The sequence below is a fragment of the Myroides albus genome, from assembly GCF_024722315.1.
Taxonomy (GTDB): Bacteria; Bacteroidota; Bacteroidia; order Flavobacteriales; family Flavobacteriaceae; genus Flavobacterium; species Flavobacterium album_A.
Map to the genome: position 1 here is coordinate 900,262 of NZ_CP102754.1, position 20,363 is coordinate 920,624.

Annotated in this window: 19 protein-coding genes; 8 read left to right on the forward strand and 11 right to left on the reverse strand. The window is 34.8% G+C overall.

Annotated elements, in window-relative coordinates:
- Positions 1-142: 142 nt before the first annotated feature.
- Positions 143-1,630, reverse strand: a complete 1,488-nt coding sequence (locus NWE55_RS04255; protein ID WP_160339939.1) for a Fic family protein — start codon at positions 1,628-1,630, stop codon at positions 143-145.
- A 482-nt stretch (positions 1,631-2,112) separates the two neighbouring features.
- On the opposite strand from NWE55_RS04255, the gene NWE55_RS04260 reads away from it, so the two are divergent.
- Entirely contained in the window at positions 2,113-2,475 is a 363-nt protein-coding gene (locus tag NWE55_RS04260) for a phage tail-like protein (protein WP_258204631.1), read from the forward strand.
- Here NWE55_RS04260 and NWE55_RS04265 read toward each other — a convergent pair.
- Both NWE55_RS04265 and NWE55_RS04270 read right to left on the reverse strand, forming a co-directional pair.
- Positions 2,464-3,375, reverse strand: coding sequence for an IS982 family transposase (locus tag NWE55_RS04265; protein ID WP_155093499.1), 912 nt, complete (start codon positions 3,373-3,375; stop codon positions 2,464-2,466). The genes NWE55_RS04260 and NWE55_RS04265 overlap by 12 nt on opposite strands.
- Positions 3,376-3,705: 330 nt before the next feature.
- Positions 3,706-4,023 (reverse strand): hypothetical protein, encoded by a 318-nt coding sequence (locus tag NWE55_RS04270; RefSeq protein WP_258204632.1) that lies wholly within the window; start codon positions 4,021-4,023, stop codon positions 3,706-3,708.
- On the opposite strand from NWE55_RS04270, the gene NWE55_RS04275 reads away from it, so the two are divergent.
- Entirely contained in the window at positions 4,022-4,936 is a 915-nt protein-coding gene (locus NWE55_RS04275) for a hypothetical protein (protein ID WP_258204633.1), read from the forward strand. The two genes, NWE55_RS04270 and NWE55_RS04275, sit on opposite strands and share 2 nt — an antisense overlap.
- A 179-nt stretch (positions 4,937-5,115) precedes the next feature.
- Here the strand turns inward: NWE55_RS04275 and NWE55_RS04280 are convergent, their stop codons facing one another.
- Positions 5,116-7,053 carry an outer membrane protein assembly factor BamB family protein gene (locus NWE55_RS04280; protein ID WP_155093428.1) on the reverse strand — a complete coding sequence of 646 codons (1,938 nt, stop codon included), beginning with the start codon at positions 7,051-7,053 and terminating at the stop codon, positions 5,116-5,118.
- Between the two features lie 1,092 nt (positions 7,054-8,145).
- Here NWE55_RS04280 and NWE55_RS04285 point away from each other — a divergent pair.
- Positions 8,146-8,850 (forward strand): SMI1/KNR4 family protein, encoded by a 705-nt coding sequence (locus NWE55_RS04285; RefSeq protein ID WP_160338960.1) that lies wholly within the window; start codon positions 8,146-8,148, stop codon positions 8,848-8,850.
- Between the two features lie 327 nt (positions 8,851-9,177).
- Here the strand turns inward: NWE55_RS04285 and NWE55_RS04290 are convergent, their stop codons facing one another.
- On the reverse strand, positions 9,178-9,477 hold the full coding sequence (locus tag NWE55_RS04290) for a hypothetical protein (RefSeq protein ID WP_258204634.1): 300 nt from the start codon (positions 9,475-9,477) through the stop codon (positions 9,178-9,180).
- A gap of 65 nt (positions 9,478-9,542) precedes the next feature.
- On the opposite strand from NWE55_RS04290, the gene NWE55_RS04295 reads away from it, so the two are divergent.
- Entirely contained in the window at positions 9,543-10,259 is a 717-nt protein-coding gene (locus NWE55_RS04295) for a DUF1963 domain-containing protein (protein ID WP_258204635.1), read from the forward strand.
- A gap of 120 nt (positions 10,260-10,379) precedes the next feature.
- On the opposite strand, the gene arsB is transcribed toward NWE55_RS04295, so the two are convergent.
- Genes arsB through NWE55_RS04310 form a run of 3 tightly spaced genes read right to left on the reverse strand, consistent with a single transcriptional unit; the run spans position 10,380 to position 12,273 of the window.
- Entirely contained in the window at positions 10,380-11,408 is a 1,029-nt protein-coding gene (gene arsB / locus NWE55_RS04300) for an ACR3 family arsenite efflux transporter (RefSeq protein WP_258204636.1), read from the reverse strand.
- Positions 11,409-11,421: 13 nt separating this feature from the next.
- Positions 11,422-11,883 carry a DUF6428 family protein gene (locus NWE55_RS04305; protein WP_155093454.1) on the reverse strand — a complete coding sequence of 154 codons (462 nt, stop codon included), beginning with the start codon at positions 11,881-11,883 and terminating at the stop codon, positions 11,422-11,424.
- A 60-nt stretch (positions 11,884-11,943) separates the two neighbouring features.
- Entirely contained in the window at positions 11,944-12,273 is a 330-nt protein-coding gene (locus tag NWE55_RS04310; protein WP_155093457.1) for an ArsR/SmtB family transcription factor, read from the reverse strand.
- A 202-nt stretch (positions 12,274-12,475) separates the two neighbouring features.
- Between NWE55_RS04310 and NWE55_RS04315 the strand changes: the two genes are divergently transcribed.
- Positions 12,476-13,015, forward strand: coding sequence for a helix-turn-helix domain-containing protein (locus tag NWE55_RS04315; protein ID WP_155091062.1), 540 nt, complete (start codon positions 12,476-12,478; stop codon positions 13,013-13,015).
- Positions 13,016-13,017: 2 nt separating this feature from the next.
- The gene (locus tag NWE55_RS04320) at positions 13,018-13,875 is read left to right on the forward strand and encodes an IS3 family transposase (protein ID WP_258204719.1); all 858 of its coding nucleotides are present in this window, start codon (positions 13,018-13,020) and stop codon (positions 13,873-13,875) included.
- A 47-nt stretch (positions 13,876-13,922) separates the two neighbouring features.
- On the opposite strand, the gene NWE55_RS04325 is transcribed toward NWE55_RS04320, so the two are convergent.
- The 3 genes from NWE55_RS04325 to NWE55_RS04335 form a co-directional block, all read right to left on the reverse strand.
- Positions 13,923-14,330, reverse strand: a complete 408-nt coding sequence (locus NWE55_RS04325; protein WP_230381488.1) for a hypothetical protein — start codon at positions 14,328-14,330, stop codon at positions 13,923-13,925.
- A gap of 444 nt (positions 14,331-14,774) precedes the next feature.
- The gene (locus NWE55_RS04330; protein WP_155091059.1) at positions 14,775-16,205 is read right to left on the reverse strand and encodes an RtcB family protein; all 1,431 of its coding nucleotides are present in this window, start codon (positions 16,203-16,205) and stop codon (positions 14,775-14,777) included.
- Positions 16,206-16,584: 379 nt separating this feature from the next.
- Positions 16,585-17,679 carry a slipin family protein gene (locus tag NWE55_RS04335; RefSeq protein ID WP_155091058.1) on the reverse strand — a complete coding sequence of 365 codons (1,095 nt, stop codon included), beginning with the start codon at positions 17,677-17,679 and terminating at the stop codon, positions 16,585-16,587.
- Positions 17,680-18,383: 704 nt separating this feature from the next.
- On the opposite strand from NWE55_RS04335, the gene NWE55_RS04340 reads away from it, so the two are divergent.
- Both NWE55_RS04340 and NWE55_RS04345 read left to right on the forward strand, forming a co-directional pair.
- Positions 18,384-19,412 (forward strand): helix-turn-helix transcriptional regulator, encoded by a 1,029-nt coding sequence (locus tag NWE55_RS04340; RefSeq protein ID WP_155091056.1) that lies wholly within the window; start codon positions 18,384-18,386, stop codon positions 19,410-19,412.
- 60 nt (positions 19,413-19,472) lie between these two features.
- Entirely contained in the window at positions 19,473-19,994 is a 522-nt protein-coding gene (locus NWE55_RS04345; RefSeq protein ID WP_155091054.1) for a hypothetical protein, read from the forward strand.
- Positions 19,995-20,363: the final 369 nt, after the last annotated feature.

Genomic DNA, 20,363 nt, shown 5'->3' on the forward strand with positions numbered 1-20,363 from the left:
ATTAGACATAGCATTAAGAAGATTCCTCCTAACATTAACACCTTGACTAAGGCCAATGATGAATACTTTTAAAAGAGGGCTAATCCTAAAACAAAAAAGCACCGCCAAATGGCAGTGCTTTTACAATAGTAAATCGAGTCGTTTATAACGCATTAATTTTCTTTACGATAGTCTCACAAGTATAATCAGTTACTGCTTTTATTTCAGCAGTTTCTAATTGTTGATCGTATTCTTTCTCGAATACTGTACCGTCACCTAAATCAATAACATAAGTTAGTTCTGTAAACCTACAAGATACTCCTACCTCAATAGCAGCAGCTCCCTCAATTAGTTTAAATCCACCTAAACGAATAACCGAGTGTATCTCCTCAGCTCTATCCCATGCTATATGAGGATTGTCTAAATCAAATACGTGTGGTAATTCTTCTGCTAAATCTTCTTCTTGTACAGTTGATGCATCCTCAACAATATCTTCTTCTGTAACAGCTGATGCGTCTTCAACATTATCTTCTTCAGTAGCAGCTGATGCGTCTTCTTCAGTTGCAATCGTTTCTTCTTCACCCTCCTGCGCTACATTAACAAGTACTTCTTCACCTTCCAATATTTCTTCCTCTGAAACATCTAATGTATACTGCCCTTCTATCTCACCGAACAAATCTCCAAAACTCTCCAATACCTGAAGCTCAACTTCGGTAAATAAAGGACGTATAGAGTGAACAAATATCGACTCTAACCACTCGGCTGACTTTACTTTACTTTTCTCCTCCTCTTTAGCCTTTAACTGACGTTTAAGCATTTCGATTTGATTGTAAAATTTCTCCGATTCCTCAATAGACTTCCCTTCTTGTATATCGACAATCATTTGCTGCGAACGCAAAATTTGTTGCCCAATATGAGTAAACAAATCGTCTTTTGGTTCATCATAACACAGCACATCTGTTAAATACTTTACATATAACTCTTGTTCCTTATCTGTAATCCAAAATGGCGTATAAACAAAGGCTATTAAAATCTGATTGCTCAATAAGCGTGCTACTAATCCATTTCCACTATCAAAAGGGCTTACTTTCAAAAAATCAACATGAAAATTAAGGGCTACATCGATAGGATGTGGAGCATACTTTTTACCTTTTAGAATATAGTCGATTGCTTCATTGGTGCGATTGATCAATTCTCGCATTTCCTTTTTTACAGCAGAAGCAGCTACAAAAGTATATTTCTCACCTTTGTAAGTAGACATGCTATTATCAGTCTGCTTCCATTGACCAAGCTCAGCTCTTCTATCGCTATCCTCTTCATACATTAACTTGGCATGAAGCTCTTTGATATACTTTTCAGACAGGTGTGAGTCTACCAAACTCCCTCCTAATAATTCTTTTAAAACCTCATCGTGTTTCTTAATTTCCATTAAATCTTTTAGAGGCTTTTTGTCAACAGTTACCAATCCATCAATCATACTTCGAACTTCTTCTTTTGCCAAAGTATTTCCCTCTGCATAATTTGAAAAATAGTTACACTCCAAACGGTACTTATGATATAACTTTTGTAGCTGTTCACTATTCACACCTCCTTGAGTCTCAACTTGCTGTTTTAGACTATCAATCTTTACTTTTATTTCCGAATAAGTCATTCTCTTAAGTTTTTAAACTACATAATAGTATTTGCAATTAGTAATTAAGTATACAACCCTAAAAATCAATAGGAATAATACACACTAATTTGAAATAATCTGCACTGACACTAAATGCCAAAGCAAACTAAAGACCATTATTTTTTTTCATCCGCGAAGGTATAAATTATTAGTCTTTTGAAAAAATACAATCCCTTGCATATTTCGACCTTAATCTACATTTGGCTATATATAAAAAACAAACTATTAAAACTAAAACACTTTTGCAAATATCGAAATAAATATACCTCACTGACAACAAATCACTTAGCATTCACCTACTTTTTACTAATATTATTTAATTATCATACAAAAAATCATAATTTAAATCTAATTGAAAAACACAAAAGTTAACTATATATACATAAATAACTAATTTATGTTAATTATTTAATTAAATTTGTAATTCAAAATATAATTCAATAACTAATTATAAGTTCTACATGAAAAGAAAATTACTACTAATAGGTTTAGCTTTTATGTCGCTTAGCTCGATGTATGCACAGAATAGAGTGGGGTTGGGTAACTCAACCTTGCCAAATGAATCTTCGATACTTGATATGGGAGCAACAAATCTTGGGGTATTAGTACCACGAGTATCATTAAAAGATGAAGATGATAAGACAACTATTGCAGGGACTAATTACCCTGAAAGTTTACTTGTCTATAATACAGGAGAAGGTACTTCAAACTTAAAAAAAGGTTTCTATTTCTGGTTAGATGGAAAATGGAATGCACTTGTTGCTAAAACTACCTTACAAACAGACGAAACTTTAACATCACGTGAGTTCGACTTAAGCTATTAGTCTATTTTGATCAATAATGTCGTTAATATTATTAATAGAAGGCTTTTTCGGGAAGTATGAATATGTAATCAAAGCAGCTAACATATTTGCTATAAAATTATTAAAGGATCTGTGTCTTGTATGTTCTACTTGACACATATTCTTTAATTCATCATTTACAGTTTCAATAAGTGCTCTTTTCTTTAAATGTATTTTATCGGCAAGTAGCATCATTGAGTTCTTCATGTTTTTTTTGATTTTAGTAACTAAATGTACTCCATCAACGAACATTTGTTCAAAAAGATCTTTACTGATATATCCTTTATCTCCAAAGAGTTTACCAAAAATACGTTTATGAAAATTCAATTCTTTTAAAGGTTTTCTATCATCAACATTGGCTGGAGTTAATAAGAAATCAAGTATTTCACCTTTATCATTTATAATTAAATGAAGTTTAAACCCCATAAACCAACCAATAGAACACTGACCTTTTGTTGCTATATTCTTAAATGTTTTATGCTGCTTTTCTCTTTTAATGTGTGACACTCTTAAAGGAGTAGAATCTATAAATGAAACTCCTGTACATTTGCCTAATCTATTAGATTTTAAGAAGATTCCTAAAGGTACAATAACCGTTTTTTGTAGTTCTACAAAGCGATTATAAGAAACAGTTTTAGGAAATTCCTTTTGCATATGAACTTTTACATAATCAATATAATAATGTTTTAAACATCTAAAACCACTATCATGAAATAAAATCAAAATAGTCATTACTTCACTTGCATTAAGTGTTGACTTTCGATTACGTTTTTTCTTTGTACTATCTGATTCAATACTATGAGATTGCAAAACATTTGAATATGCTTTAAAAAATTCATCGACTTCATAATAAATTTCAGTAATTTTGTCTGTAGATAACATAGAGATAGTTTTAGTTAAATATTTGTGATTCAGAACCTTAAATATACTAATCCTATCTCTTTTTTTATAGCTTTTTTTTGCTTTTTCTTATATCGAACTCACGTTAACATCGTTAATAATCTCTGATGGTGCTGATGTTAAGCTAACATATACTGACGAAAAAAAAGTTGAACATGAATTAGCTATTTCACAAAAGCTTATAGATGACACATCGTTTACCAACCATATTAAAAGTTTAGTTACTTCTACTGCTACAGGAGTTGAACTTACTCAAGGAACAGGGATTACGATTAAAACTATCCCATCTAACACAGGAGGTACTAACGTAAATTACGAAATATCAGCTAACTCTTCAGAAATTAACTTAGACGGTGATGTAACAGGAGCTGCTGGAGATAATACAGTTGTCAAAATTAATGGAGTATCAGTTGAAAAACCAGTAGAAGCTGATGATAAACAAGCATTAGTATATGACCATGCAAGTACTACTTGGAAACCAGGTAAACCAATTGTAGAGATTACAAATATCAGTAATAAAGGTACATTATCAACAGGTACTGATGGTGTGATTAATGTAGGGGATGGTACAGATGCTTTATTAAAAAATATCTCTTTAAGTATCAATGCTGGTACTATAACAAGTAGCATGATTGGAACAGGAGAAGTAAGTAAGGAAAATATAGCTGCTAACGCTGTAGATACGTCTAAGATATTAAGTGGAGGTAACAGTAAAGTGTTAACTACAGCAGATGATGGAACAGTAACTTGGGTTGCTCAAAATACAATTAAACCTACAGGAGCAGACTTAACGACTGATGGTATTATTACTATCGAAGGTGGTGAAGACGATGGTAAAACAGGCGCTGGTGTACTTTTAGCAGATACAAAGATTAGTATTAAAAATGAATCTATTGGAATAGAAAAGTTAGCAGAAAGTAAAGCCGAAAACATGGTATTGACTACGGGAGCTGATAAAAAACCTGTATGGGTTGCTCAAAATACAATTAAACCGACAGGAGCAGACTTAACGACTGATGGTATTATTACTATCGAAGGTGGTGAAGATGATGGTAAAACAGGAGCTGGTGTACTTTTAACAGATGCAAAGATTAGTATTAAAGATGAATCTATTGGAATAGAAAAGTTAGTAGAAAGTAAAGCCGAAAACATGGTATTAACTACGGGAGCTGATAAAAAACCTGTGTGGGAATCTAAATATACAACAATTACAAGTACACCTGTCGAGACTAAAGAGGTAATAGATGGTAAAAAAGTCTTCACTTTGAAAATTGCAAATGGAAAAGTAACTAAAGCTTCCGATGCAATTGATTACAATACTATTATTGATCCAATACTAATAGATAATATAGATTATTTATTATCTGCTCAAATTTTTAATAAAACAAACTCACTTCTTGTAAGCAATGTAACTGATGTAGTAAATACAAAAGACACTTCAGTGCAATTCCGTTTTGGAAGTAATAATATGTACAGCACATTACCTGCAGGAACAGAATATGTTGTTATTCTTAAATATGTATCAACAGTTGCAGCAGATTAATCGTACGCAATCAGATAAAAAGTAAGTGATTTACACAAACGAAAAGAGCACTCTAATAGTGCTCTTTTTTTTTACTAACTCGCCAACTCATTATCTTAAGAGTTATCTATCGTCCTGTTTTAAACAGATCTATCAATAAAAAAGAGGCTAAAGGCCTCTTTTATTTTGATAAATTACTTTTATTTTGAATAGATTTTCAAGGTACTACCACTGGCATAATACAAGTTTTCATTAATTGGGTCTACTTCGTATAAAGGTTTATTGCTATCTAATAAAACTTTAGCAACTTCTTGCCCGTCTTTTTTTCTCACTTTTATCAACTCTGGTCCTTTCTCTCCGCGGTTTGCAACGAATGCGTATTCATCATTTTGTTTCATTGCATTGAAGCGCGAGCGTACCTTAGAAGTTAGGTTCTTATCCAATGCATCTGCAACCTCTCCATAAGCGTCTGCTTTCTTATTTGCACGTTTTTGTGCTGCATCTGTTAGCAAGGTATTAGTTTCAGAGCGAAGTTGTCCATTAGTGTCTCGGTAAGTCATTGTCACAGTTGCATTAGCAGCAGCATTATTTGCCGATTGAGATGCTCCTAAAAAAGCGCCACCAACAATACCCGCAGATTTCATTAGACGTCTTTCTGCCTCACCTGGTTCCTTATATACATTGTGATACAATTCATTTCCCTCCAAGTCTAATCCAATCACATCATTCTCACCTACGATACAAATTCCCCAATCAAATGTCTCAATGCTCTTGATTGTCTTATCATTCTTCACTTCTACTTTACCTTTCGGTTTAGGATCTTCTTTACTCGAATTATTAAACGTGTAGATTCTTTTATTATTATACACAACAAATTTGTCATCCATAACCGAATATACTAATGGTCTTTTCTTATCGAACTTCACATTCTTTTTCCATATTTTCTTGCCAGAAGTATAATCTACCATATTTCCATATGTATCTGTTAAATAGAATACACGGTCATCACCCGCTTTTCCTAAATAATACACCTCGTCTTTTTCATCATCCGCAATCTCTACGAATTTCTTCCATTTGTTTTGTCCATCTCCATCGACTAAATTCATTTCATTATCAGCAATGTATAGATAATCGTTATCCACAGGAATTACTTGTTTTATATTCTTCCCTTTAGCATCTTTCTTCCATATCTTCTGACCAGACTCATAGCTGTAGAAGTTAAACCCAGATGTATGTGCTACCAACAGCTTATCTTTGTGATCTTCTAAATAGCTAATGCGTTTAGTTACAATATCCTTCTTCCATAGTTTTTCTCCATCTCCAAGAGTCAATACGTTTAGTGCATACTTATAAGAGAAGAAGGAAGATTCATCAGTGATGATGATAGCCTTATCTCTATTTTGATTCAAGAAGAAATTTGTAATAATATAGGCAGTATTCCAGTTGACAACTCCAGACTGCTTATTAATATTGTATAGTACACCTTTTACAGTCACAAAGATTTCGTCTGAAGTAGTCAATATTTTATCTTCTGTAATAGGAGCCCCTTTTCCTATAAATGCCTTAAACAAACTCCCCAAAGACTTACTTAAACTATCTAATGTACCTAATTTATTAGTCCATAATACTTGCTTACCAGCGATATCATAGCTCAAGAAATCAATACTTTCACCTTGTGTTCCTAAGATTAATAATGTATTCTCTCCAAGTAAGTAGTACGTCTGTAGAATCCTATACTGCATTTCTGCAGAGTTAAACACAACTTCTCCTGTCGTAGAATTGATAATTAAGTCATTGTGTTCCAAACGAACGGACGCATAAGGAGAATTTGGAATTAAAACCACTTCTTCATCTTTCTGAAAAGCTCCTAAGAAATCGTTATTCTCTAACTTATTTAAAGTTGAAGCAGCTCCCTGCATTGCAGTTGTACTTGAATAATCTTTTTTGGCAAAAGACCAATCGATCTGATGTGTCTCTCCATTGATACTGGAAATATTTTCCTTGTCTTCTACAATGACATTTCCTGTGAGTGGCTCTAATAGCACTTGTTCAATGTTGTGCTTTAACTCTACATTGACTTGAGCAGTGGCTCCAATAGAACACAACACGCCAGCTAATAAATAGTACTTTACATTCATATATTTGTTATTAAAAGTTTTTCTAACTCTTCTTGCTGTATAGCATATTCTGTTTTACTATTGATAATCTCATTTCAATGTCAAAGTTTCAAGCCCTTTTCCTCTCCCCATTCATAGTGATGTATTATATTTTAAAACAACGTTTACGATCACACTCTCCTCTTCTAAGTAAAAGACTAATACACTTTCTTTAGCTCCACATCACCATTTGGCCACACCCAAATAAACATATCATCCCTAAAATAACTACAATCAAAAATAAACACAAATTAACATAATAAAATACAAATTCAATAAAAAAAATAATATATTTTATTACTATAAATTAATATTCACTCCCTTTAATTAAAACACATAACAAACTGATAAGAAATAAGATAAAACTAATACTACACAAGAAAATAGTTTAATCATACATCTGAAGGATTAATATCAATTTAACAATAAAAAAAGACAGCCCCTCTGTTTGTTTTAAAAGTGTATTGTCCACAGGGATAGCTACAATACACCTCAATATACCCAGCCCCTTAGGTGATTGACTTGGGAAAGAATACTATCATTTGTACCTATTCTATTGACGTTTTTATACCTATATAGACTCTTAACTACTTAAGAGACATCATCGCATATATATGTTTACTACCTAAAGACAAGGTATTCATTATAAACCTGAGAGAAATACAGACAAAGCTATTTTGCAGTAATTTGATATGGTAACTCAAAGACAAAGTAATAGCAGTTTTAGGTGAGTTTGGTTCAATGTTTAAAAATCTTACACCTCTCTCCTTTCATTGCGGAATACTAATTAACTACCCCACCTGATTACACACAGCAAAAGGTTTTCTTTTATGCTGCGTAAACCGACTCTTCTGATCTATCAAAAGAACAATTAACACAATCGCTCTTCAGAAAAAATAGTATTCATAAATAACTATGAGATAATCTTCGTACGATGTAAGATGCCATTACATATTATGAATTTATAATTACATTATTACCCTTTTATTATTTACCTTTCGATACTAATGTAGAGACTATTATTTGTCATATCTCAAAGGATAGTCACATGCTAAACGATAAATACTAATCGCTATGATAAGAAACAAAATAATACTGAAAGACTCATTCCCTGCGCTGAGTAAAGAGCAAATCAATACATTCGAAAAGCGCCTAATAGATAAATTTAGTTTTCCTCCTTTGCCTGAAGATTACAAAGCGTTTCTCTTGCAAAACAATGGTGGATATGTCTCTCCTGGAGTAATAGATGAAGGGCACAGCCACGATATTGTATTCGATACACCATTACAATGGGTACGTGCAGAAGGAAAACCCAAGGTGAGACCAAATATCTATTGCTTCTTCGCAGTATGGCTACCTGATGAAATGAATATCGATGAGGTAACCAATGAAGATTTGTACACTTTAGAGGCATCGAATGCCTATTCGAGAGAAGACTTTGACGTCTTACCTACCCTCATGATGTCAATTGGTATGACAAGTCATGAAGCTTCAGGAGACCTATTAGCTATCTCACTTGAAGAAGAAGAGTACGGTGCTGTATACTACTCGTACAACAATGCAACACATCCTGCAAAGTTCCACGGAGATTACTATGATAAGGCTGCACAAGTAATCATCGACACCCATAAACTAACTCCTGAAATATACAACAACTTAGAAGGAGAAGAAAAAAGAAAGATGGAGGATTTGTTCAAGAAAGCTTACTTTGTGAAAGTTGCTAACTCATTTACTGAATTTCTCAACAATTGTGAAGTAATAGAAAACCCTTATCAATAAAAATAGTTTATACAAACAATACACAAAGTGTTCTATACTAAAAACAAAAGCATAGAACGCTTTGCTTCTACCCTATGTTGTATCTTATTCAGTGATTGATTTATTTGTGTACAACTACTGCATTCTTCTACTTATAATCTATGCCTAACTGTGTACAAAAGATTCTAACAAGAAAAAGATTGACTATACTTTCCTTCTCAGACAGTATAAAATCGGAAGGTAAACAAGCAGGCTAATAACGATGGGAATTACCGATAACTGTAGGGTATGTACTATTGACACTTTAAGACTATAGGTACTCCATCCAGCTTCTCTATCCCCAAAGACCTATAAGTCCTCATAGAACCAAAGTACTATAACTATGAGACTGTGAATGACTACTTGTATACCAAAAGATTGGATACGCAAAACAACTAATAGAAGTAAACTATAAAACACACTAACAATTAACGCTCCGACTAAGACATCTTGATAAAAGTTAAAAGTAATATCACCCGATGGTCTATCACTCAAAGTATACATAGAAACAACTATCTGTACAAAGGAAATTAGAACAAACAATATCCAATGAAAGAATAGATGCGTTTTATTGATACTTATTTTACGATTATGATCATATGTAGTCATTATTTATACAGCTATTTTTATTAGGTGATTTGTATGTACATTTATACAACTTTAAAACGAATCCAATGTATGATAAAACATTTGATATTATAAAATTTTCTGCTGATAAACGTCAGTATGTCCCAGCTTCTTTAGGAAGACAAAGTTGGATGAAAGAATCTGATGTATTACACACAGAGATAGATATTCCTTTAGGACAATCTCGCTATGGTGGACCAGTAATAGACTTACCTCCTGAAGTAGATCATCCACAAGGATTATACTATGCAGGCCAAATAGATTTAACGGCATGCTCTCCACATGATAAAACAGGATTATTACCCAAAACAGGGCAACTCATCTTCTTCGCAGACATTATGACCGATACTGGTAAAGTTATCTATACTGATATTCCAAACCATAAATTGGTAAGACATATTGTAGAGCACGAAGACAATTTCTTCTATGGCGTTCTTATCAATGAAATCAGTGCTGATACAGAACCTTTCTCTGACCGATATAGAGAACCTGAGGATGAATATGAAGAAGACGATGTAGATGAGGATGGAATGTACTGGGATTATTTCGGAGGAACCTATCTCTCAAAAATATTCGGTATATTCACGCATTGCCAATTAGGTAAGGAAGAGGTAGAAGAGTTTATTCATTCTGATAAAGTAGTACTGTGGCAGATAGGAGAAAACAACTTTAATGACGATGGGGTGTTCAGTGTATTAATCTCAAAAGAGGATTTACAGAATCGTAATTTTGACAACTGCGAATTCTATTGGGCACAATCGTAGTTGAGAAACAACTCCACAGTATAAATACTTGATTATCTACAGGTAGTCAAATAAAAACTGCACTATATCTTTTAATTCAAAAGTACAGTGCAGTTTTTATTTGATAAAGTAATTCCTTATTTAATAATACTTCTTTTTCAACCATAAACTTACTCTAACCAAACCAATCAAGACTGGCACCTCCACCAAAGGCCCAATAACTCCAACAAAAGCTTGTGGTGAATTAACTCCAAACACAGCTATCGCAACAGCAATTGCTAATTCAAAATTATTGCCAGAAGCAGTAAAAGAGATTGCTGCATTCTTGTCGTACGAAATACCCATTCGCTTATTGATAAAAAAACTAATAAAGAACATCAAACCAAAATAGATAACCAAGGGTATAGCAACCTGTATAACCTGTTGAGGTAGTTCAATGATCTGTTCTGCTTTTAAGCTAAACATAACAACTATTGTGAACAATAACGCATATAAGGTAAAAGGGGAAATAAAAGGAATAAACTTCTGCTTATACCACTTCTCAGAGAATAAAGTAGGCAATAGGCGATAGCTCAAGAATCCCAATAAGAAGGGAATACCCAAATAGATTAATACGCTTTGTACAACTGTTCCCATTTCAATATTCACAGTAAACTCTCCAAGTCCAAGCGAGTTGGGAACAACGTTGATAAACAACCAAACGAATACACTGTAAAACAAAATCTGAAAGACGCTATTTAAAGCTATTAGCAATGCAGCGTATTCTCTATTGCCTTTCGCCAAGTCATTCCATACAATTACCATAGCAATACACCTTGCTAACCCGATTAAGATAACACCTACCATATACTCTGGCTGATCTCGCAGGAATACTATAGCTAAAATAAACATTAATACAGGCCCAACTAACCAATTAAGAATCAACGATAGACTCAACACTTTTTTATCTCTAAGTGCTTTTGGAAGTAGTTTGTAATCCACTTTTGCCAAGGGTGGATACATCATGATTAACAATCCAATAGCCAAGGGAATATTGGTAGTACCATAGGAGAGTTTCTCCATCGTCGAACCGATATTAGGAAATTGATTTCCCAAGAACAGTCCCAAAGCCATTGCTATAAATATCCAAACTGTTAGATACTTGTCCAAAAACTTCATCTTTGTTTTCATAACCGATATAGTTTTAACAACATTCTGACGTTGATGAACAACATGATGAGGTATTGTTCTTTTGAGGCAAATGCTCTGGCTTAATACCACATGAGTCTTCTGCCAAACACGCTGTCAGTGTATTTAAAAGAACAAAGTGACTTCCATTAAAACTTAAATAATATTTCCCAATCGTGTGCTTCCCTTGAAACTCTACTTCAATCTCTGCGTCTTCAATCTTCAGTCGATCTTCTGATAGCTTAATAATATCCAATAGCTTATTTGCTTTCAATCGGTGTTCGAAATCGTTTGCATTCCACAACTGAAAAATTACTTTCTTCTCATTTCTAATTACTCCTCCACAGTCAATAAATCTCTTTTCTACTTGTCCAACTTCTGTCACGTGAAAATGAGCTGGTACAAATGCGCCATCTTCAAATTGAAAATCTACCTTCTCTAACGTCACTAACGCTTTTTTTACTTCTGATAATTTCATATAACTTATTTTATTTACATTAAATCGTAATATTACGATACGTTACCTTAAAAAAATGCCTTAACAGCATTTATCACTCAAAATATCTTGTTTGAAAAAATCTTCAAATGAAGATGAAAACTCTTCCCACACAGTTTCATCAATACAGTAGCATACTGATTTCCCCTCTATATTTCCCTTAATTATACCACTTGCTTTCAGTTCTTTCAAATGCTGTGAAATTGTAGATTGCGCTAAGCCCAATTCGTCTACTAAATCATTGCAAATACACGCTTTCTGATTAATAATATACTGTAATATTGCCAATCGAGCAGGATGTGCTAAAACCTTAAACATGGCTGCAAGCCTATTCTTCTTCTCACTAAACAACTCACTCTTCGTAATTCCCATAATTTCATAATATATCATCGCAATATTACGATATTAAATAATAACCAGCAAACTTAAATTGCAAATATTAATATTGACTGTGACAAAAAAGTGTGCTGCCTATTCAATCACAAGCGATAGCAAAGACAGATAGGTATCTAAATAGTAAAAGCCCTTCTTTAGACATGCCCCAAAAAGTTAGACACATTTTGGGGCATTTTTTATGAGTAGAAAACAGAAATACAATTATGAATTTAAGTTACGTTTAGTAACTATAATTCTAGAAGGGAAACATAGTTTAACAGGACTTGCAAAAGAGGAAAGCATTATGCCTTCGAATCTGAGGTTTTGGATTAAACTTTATGAAGCTTATGGCAAACAAGGCTTACTGGGAATTTCCCAAAGTAACTTTACGATAAAGGAAAAAGTTAGCATTATACAAGACTATCAAAAAAGTGGATTATCTTTGATTAACACCTGCGTTAAGTATAGAATCTCTAGTTCTTCTGTGTTATTACAGTGGATTAAAAAATTCCAGAATAATGGATTTAAAGGCTTGGAAGATAATCGAGGTGCACATTTTAGGAAAAACAAAACAAACATCAAGATGACTAAGAAAAGAAATATTCCAGGGATAAAAGCATCGATGAGCGAAGTAGAGAAGCTAAAAATAGAACTAGCATACTTGCGGGCAGAGAATGATTATCTAAAAAAGTTAGAAGCCTTAGCTCAGAGCAAGCAAGCCAAAAAGAAGAAGCCGTAATAATTACGGAGCTAAGGCGCATACATAAACTAGAATATTTACTACACTTAGCAGGGCTAGCTCGTAGTAGTTATTATTACCATACGAAGAGTATAACTTTTTTGGATAAACATGCTGAATTAGGTAAACATGTAACTCGTATTTTTACTAAGTATAGAGGATTATATGGGTACAGAAGAGTCACATTAATGCTTCGAAGAGAACTCAAAATACCTGTAAATTTCAAAACTGTCGCAAAACTAATGAAAGAACTAGGTCATAAAAGTGTGATTAGAGCAAAGAAATACAAGTCTTTTAAAGGAGATATAGGTAAAGCAACAGAAAACGTACTAAATCGAGATTTTAATGCAACTAAGCCTCATCAAAAATGGGCTACAGATGTAACAGAGTTTAATGTTAAAGGAAGTAAATTATACCTATCTCCAATAATAGATTTGTTTAATGGAGAGATAATTAGTTATAATTTATCCACTTCTCCAAACTACCAGCAGATTCTTGATATGCTCAATAAAGCATTTAAAAGAAGAAAAAAAGACAAAGCAACTGACATAGAAACCATACTTCATTCTGATCAGGGTTGGCAATATAGATTACAGAGATACCAGAATAAGTTAATGGATAATAATATTAAACAAAGCATGTCCAGAAAAGGAAATTGTCTAGATAATGCTATAATCGAAAATTTCTTTGGAGTATTGAAATCAGAACTGTTTTATTTAAAGAAATACAACTCCATATTGGAATTAACTCAGGAGATAAAACAGTATATAAAATATTATAATAACGAGCGAATACGCATTAATTTAAATGGAATGAGCCCAGTAGAATACCGAGCTCATTATATTAAAAAGATTGCATAACTTCGTCCAACTTTTTGGGGTCAGTCCACTTAAGGGCTTTTATTTACTTATTTCTTATCAATACACTTTAGCAGTGACTGAAACATTTTACTATCGATATTGAGCTTTCTAAACTCTATACTATCAGGATTTAAAGCCCCCATAGACTGATAGATACCATCTCGCTGCGGTTGTATAACAAACCAAGCTATAGCACTTTCTACCATATGAGGATGCTTCGGATCGTCTGACAAATTATCTCGAACATATGCCTTAATGATTATACTGTCGTCAGATATATCCTCTATTCGCACAAAATAGTTGCTATCAGTATATTCGAAATTACTGTGCTTAATAACTTTAGATAAAATATAATTACAATCGTTAGGAGCTATTTTAGATTTATTACTTGCAAAAACGTTAATGCAACTAAAAAGAAAAAACACACTAATACTATTAATTATTGCCTTTTTCATATTCAAGAACTTATTACTTTACTTTCAGCTTAGTAAATGTACTTATTTCTATTGAAAAAAGACAATTATTATCGACTAACTTTACTCTTTCAGCAAATTGTAGATCATTATTCTCTAAACTGCCTATACTCTACCTAAAAAACGCATAATAAAACTATCAGCCTAACAATTAAAACCAAATGTAGTATACATCTATATCTTTCCTTTATAACAACAAGCAATTTTGCCCAACGAAGCTGTAAACTTCTTTTGCCTTGTCCTCCATACTACTCTAATTCTTCAACTAAATACCCTACGCTTTCAATTGTTTGACTTCCCCTATTTCAAGAGCTGTATATGTTTTGACTTCTCCAATTTTATATAGTGATACTGTCACAATAGTCCTTTTTATACGTATAAATCAACAAGCCACATGATTACTCTTGTAGCTTGTAACCTTACTTCTTAATCCTCTCTACTTCCATCATCTGCCATACGCACAATCTTAGGCGTAAACATCGCGACGACATCAACTAACTCTCCCTGTGCAGCCATCACTTGGTGGATATCTTTATACGCCATAGGCGCTTCATCTTTACCCGCTCCGATTAGCTGCACGCCACAGTCTGCTAATACTGCCTTAATATCTTCTGCTTTCAGGTTCTTGATTGCTTGTGTTCGACTCATCTGACGTCCTGCTCCATGCGAAGCAGAGTTTAGAGCGTCCTCTTCTCCTTTACCTCTCACTAAGAATCCTGGTGCGGTCATAGAGCCTGGGATAATTCCCATCACTCCTTTACTCGCAGGAGTAGCTCCTTTACGGTGTACAATAACCTCTCTACCTTGGTACATCTCTTTCCATGCAAAGTTGTGGTGATTCTCTATCTTAGCTAACACCTCAGCACCTATCGCTTTAGTCAACTTATCGTGAATTACCTCGTGACAGGCCGAAGCGTAATCTCCTGCCAAGTTCATCATCGCCCAATACTCTTGTCCTGCTTCTGATTTTAAGTCAAGGTAAGCTAAGTTCTTTGCTTCATAAGGCAACTTACAGATATCCTTAGCGATCTGCGTATACCTACCTGCTATAGTCGCTCCCATTCCTCGTGAACCAGAATGTGTTAGTAACGCTAAATAAGTTCCCTTATCAATATTCAACACCTCATCACGCTCCAGAAACTCCATCAATCCCCATTCTACAAAGTGGTTACCTCCACCCGATGAACCCAATTGTTCCCATGCTTTATCTTGCAAGTTCTTAATAAAAGGGTTAAGGTTAAACTCTCCTCTATCTAAGATATCGTGTTGTGCTTTATACTGCCCTTGGAATCCATGACCTGCTCCAAACTTAGTATGCTTAACCAATTGTTCTTTTAGCAAACCTTCCATTCCGTAGAACTCCACTCCCTTAATATCAAAGATTGACAAGGCCATTCTACATCCGATATCTACACCTACCCCGTAAGGAATGACAGCATTCTCTGTCGCTAATACTCCTCCGATAGGCAATCCATAGCCTTGATGCGCATCAGGCATCAAAGCACCCGCCACTGCTACAGGAAGCTTCGCTGCTGTCTGCATCTGCTTGATAGCTCCTTCTTCTATATGTTCGCTACCATAGATGCTATACCCTACGCCATGTTCTCTTAGTGGAATAACATCCTCCTCTTCACGTTGTCCTACGCCTTCTACAATAGCTTTGGCCAACTTACCAAAAACATGGTGGTTTATATAATCTTCCGCCTTATCTAATACCATTTTATAATGGGCTAACATCTCTACTTTAGTTAGACCTGTTCTCTTCTTGTTTGCTTTCAGAGCAATACCCAACAATTCTGTTTGTGGGTATCCTAAAGCCATTAAATCATTTCCATTAATTGGTGTATTATCTTTCATTTTTTATCAATTTAAAATTAGTGGGGAACGGAAAACCGAAAACCGAAAACCGAAAACCGAAAACGGGGAACTGGAGGACCGAGCGTTAAGAAAGTGCCCAGGTGGCTTTTCGGGGAACGGAAAACAGAAAACAGAAAACAGGGAACTGGAGGACCGAGCGTTAAGAAAGTGCCCAGTGGGCAGTTTTAGCGAAGGGGCCAGGAGGCGCGGTGGCTTTTTGGGGAACTGTAAACAGAAAACAGAAAACAGAAAACAGGGAACGGAAAACAGGGAACGGAAAACAGGGAACGGAAAACTGTAAACTGTAAACTGTAAACCGTAAACTGTAAACTGTAAACTGTAAACCGTAAACCGTAAACTGTAAACTGTAAACCGTAAACTACCTCGAAAACACCTCTTTCAATTGTTTCAATACATTACCTCCACCAGACAAGCTGATCTCACCTACCTTATCAGCGATCTTCTCAATGTATTCCATCTCTTTTAATCGCATTAGCATTTCGTTTTCTTCCATCAACTTAGCAGTGTTTAACAAGCTACGTGTAGCAGCTGTTTCCTCTCTACGTGTGATCATATTGGCTTGCGCTTTTTTCTCCGCGATCAACACCTGATTCATGATCTCTCTGATATCTCCTGGCAAGATGATATCCTTGATACCACACATTTTTACCTCAATACCTAAAGTAGCAATCTCATCTTTTATTCCTGATAAGATCTCCGTAGACAAGTTTTCCTTGTTTTCCATCAACTCGTCAAAAGACATTCTACCTACTTTCTCTCTCAACACTAACTGAACTACATTGTACATCTGTTTCTCTACCTCTTTGTTATCCACATAAGCTTTCAATAAGTCTTGTACTTGGTACACCAAGTTAAAGTTGATACGCAACTGCACTTTATCTTTTGTCAAGATCTCCTGTCCATTCATATCCATCACTTGCTGACGTATATCAACTAAAGTGATTTGTACCTTGATATCGTTTTTCCAATATCTGTACTCACCTGCATTCAAGATTTCTTGAAACTGTCCATCTACGAATAACAATCCTTTCTCATTCACCCCAACTGTGTACATACGCACATAGCTTGGCATATTAGACTTACCAGTGATATTTCTTGCTATTGACTTATCTACTGCTAACCCTTCTGTATTATATCGCTCAAAAGAGTATTCCTTCGCAGCCTTCCAATAGATATGTCTTCCAGCTCCTAATACATTATTAAACACCTTGTTTCTATAAACCAACACTACCTCATTGTCCATCACATCGATTACTTCAAGCATCGCATTTAACTCTGCATTTTGCAACAAGGCATCCATATCTCTACGCATACCGAATGCCTCAGCCATATTGTATTCTAATACTTCTCTCTCTCCCCACAACCAATACTGACCTGCAGTATATACTTTTTGCAACTCTCCTTGTTTAAACACTAAGGCAACGTGATTTGTTTTTACTTGTAACTTTTTCATGATTCTATATTTTTAATGTTTTATGTCTTTATCATAAAGAACAGTCTAAATAGGTCTCCCTTACCTCAGGCGGAAAAAGAAGTACACTTAGAAATAGAATAGCTTGTGTATAGCCCAGAACAACTCACTGAGCAAGTCATTCACTCTATATCATCCCCTATTCCTCTTTCAGAGTATAGCTTGTTTTTACAGGCTTTGATAAGTTGTCTTTTATTCTCTTAGTCTAAGACTGCAAGAAAAAAGACAGAAACACTATTTGACTGAACCTTTTTATAGGAGAGGATTTTTAATGAAGTTCCTCTGCTTCTCCAAAATTGCGTGACAGGCAATTGTTCTGATCTACCAACTGATCTATATTACCCTGAGGTAACAGTAGGATTCGAACCTACGACTTGAACATTGTTTACTAATCCCATATTAGTCGTCCTTCTGATCACAAACAGGATAAGGTAAACTACTGTCCCTTACTTCTGCGCTATACCGAAACGCTTCCAAGGTTTGTATCTTTCGAACAGTACAAAGATGCACACCTATCTACGCAATCAAATTGCGTAGATATAAATAATTACAAAATACTTTATTAAACACTATATATCAATCAATTATAAATAAAAATATTTTACAAAAAACACTACTACGCAACTACACTGCGTACATAAAGAGAAGAATATGTATATTTGAAGTGAATAAAACGCTAAAAAGTAATGGCAACGAATAAATTAGCCCTTCTGCGCTACCGAATTATTGATGAATGTCTACAGAACAGATTCAGAAAATGGACGTTGAACGACCTCATTGAGAAAGTATCTGATGCCCTATACGAATACGAAGGCATAGACACAGGTATCAGTAAGCGTACCATACAACTTGACATACAAGCCATGCGCAGTGAAGGTTTAGGCTACAATGCCCCCATCATCGTAGTTGACAGAAAATACTATACTTACGAAGATCCGAATTACAGTATCAAAAACTCTCCTATCAACGATGCTGATACCGAAAAGCTCAAAGAGGTAGTCGCTATACTCAAACACCTCAACGGATTCAGTCAAGTAGATGAGATGAGTGAAGTCATTGCGAAGTTGGATAACAGCCTACTTACCCGTAGTACGAAAGCGCCTAACTATATACAAATGGAAGGCAACCCTCTATTAAAGGGAATCAAGTTTATCAGCCCCCTCTACGAGGCGATTAAGAACAAACAAACCCTATTGATCGAATACAAATCCTTCAAGTCAAAAGAAGCTACAAAGAATATATACTATCCTTATTTATTAAAAGAGTACCGCAACCGGTGGTTTGTCGTTGTACGCAGTAGTACAAATAAGCATTTGTTAACCTTAGCACTTGACCGTATCCTCAATGTGTATGCCTTAGCAAATGAACCGTATAAAGAATATGAAGGGGTGGACTTCGATAGATATTACGAAGATACGCTTGGGGTAACCAAGACAGAAAGTGATAGAGCTCAGAAAGTCATCCTATGGGTAAACGCTTATAATACACCTTATGTCAAAACCAAACCGATTCATCCATCGCAACAAGTCATCGAAGAAAATCAGGAAGGGATGAAGATACGCTTAGATGTCGTGCTTAATTTCGAACTGGAAAGAGAAATACTCGGATTTGGGGAAAGTGTAAAAGTACTTACTCCCAAATTGCTTCAAAAGAAAATTATGAAACGAGTAATGAAGATGAATGATCTGTATTTTAGAGAAGAAGAAACAGACTAAGCGTAAAAAAAACGCTTACCTTTACCTTCTTTAATTACAAAGAATACAATCAATCCGTATATGGACAAACAACAAATAGAAGAAATATTCAATATGACTTTTGCAGGGTTATCCCTTTTCTATCGCGACTGTGAGCTAAGTCAAAACCTCATCAATAAGTATCAAATTGGTCAGATTATACAAGAACGCGGTTTCACAGACGCAACTTATAAAGGAGGGGGACTTGCGACTAATATGCGTTACCTCATCGCTTCTGCACATGCCAAAGATGTAGCAGCACTGGTACCTCAGATGGAAGAATACGGATTGGTAATGATACAATCAGGTGCTTACTATAAGGTATTGGACACTTATCAAGTAGGAGGTCAAACACAGGTTACCTTATTGCATATTGCAGAAGAAACAGTGGATTTCTTTAAAGAAAACTCATCGAATATAGAAGATCAAATTGCATCAAAAGCAAGAGAAGGATTCCTGACAAAACTAAAAATGGATGTCATATCTTGCCTTCAGAATCCAGAGTGGATAGAGCGCACTGCTGCTCCATTAGGGATGAGTGATAGCGGGGAATTGAATCTATAACAGACCTTACCTTACAATATAGTTAGCCAAGATAACAGCTTGTTATCTTGGCTTTTTTTATACCTCAGGATTTCATCTCTTTATGACTATCTGCCACTTGATGCCCATATGATAGACTATTGATAGGTAAGTGGTCGGCTTATTTTAGGTACTTTTAAGCCGATCACATGCCGACCACAAGCCGACCACCCTCTCCAAAATAGAACTAAAAAGACATTTGATAGGATGCTCAACTGCCGTTTTTAATCCTATAAAAGCACTTTTAGCTTTTTAGTATCTCCCTGAACTTCCTAAATCACTCTACTTAAGACACAATGCCATGTTTGCCACTTCTTACTTTTCTAAGAACCTTTACGCTAACAGCGAAAA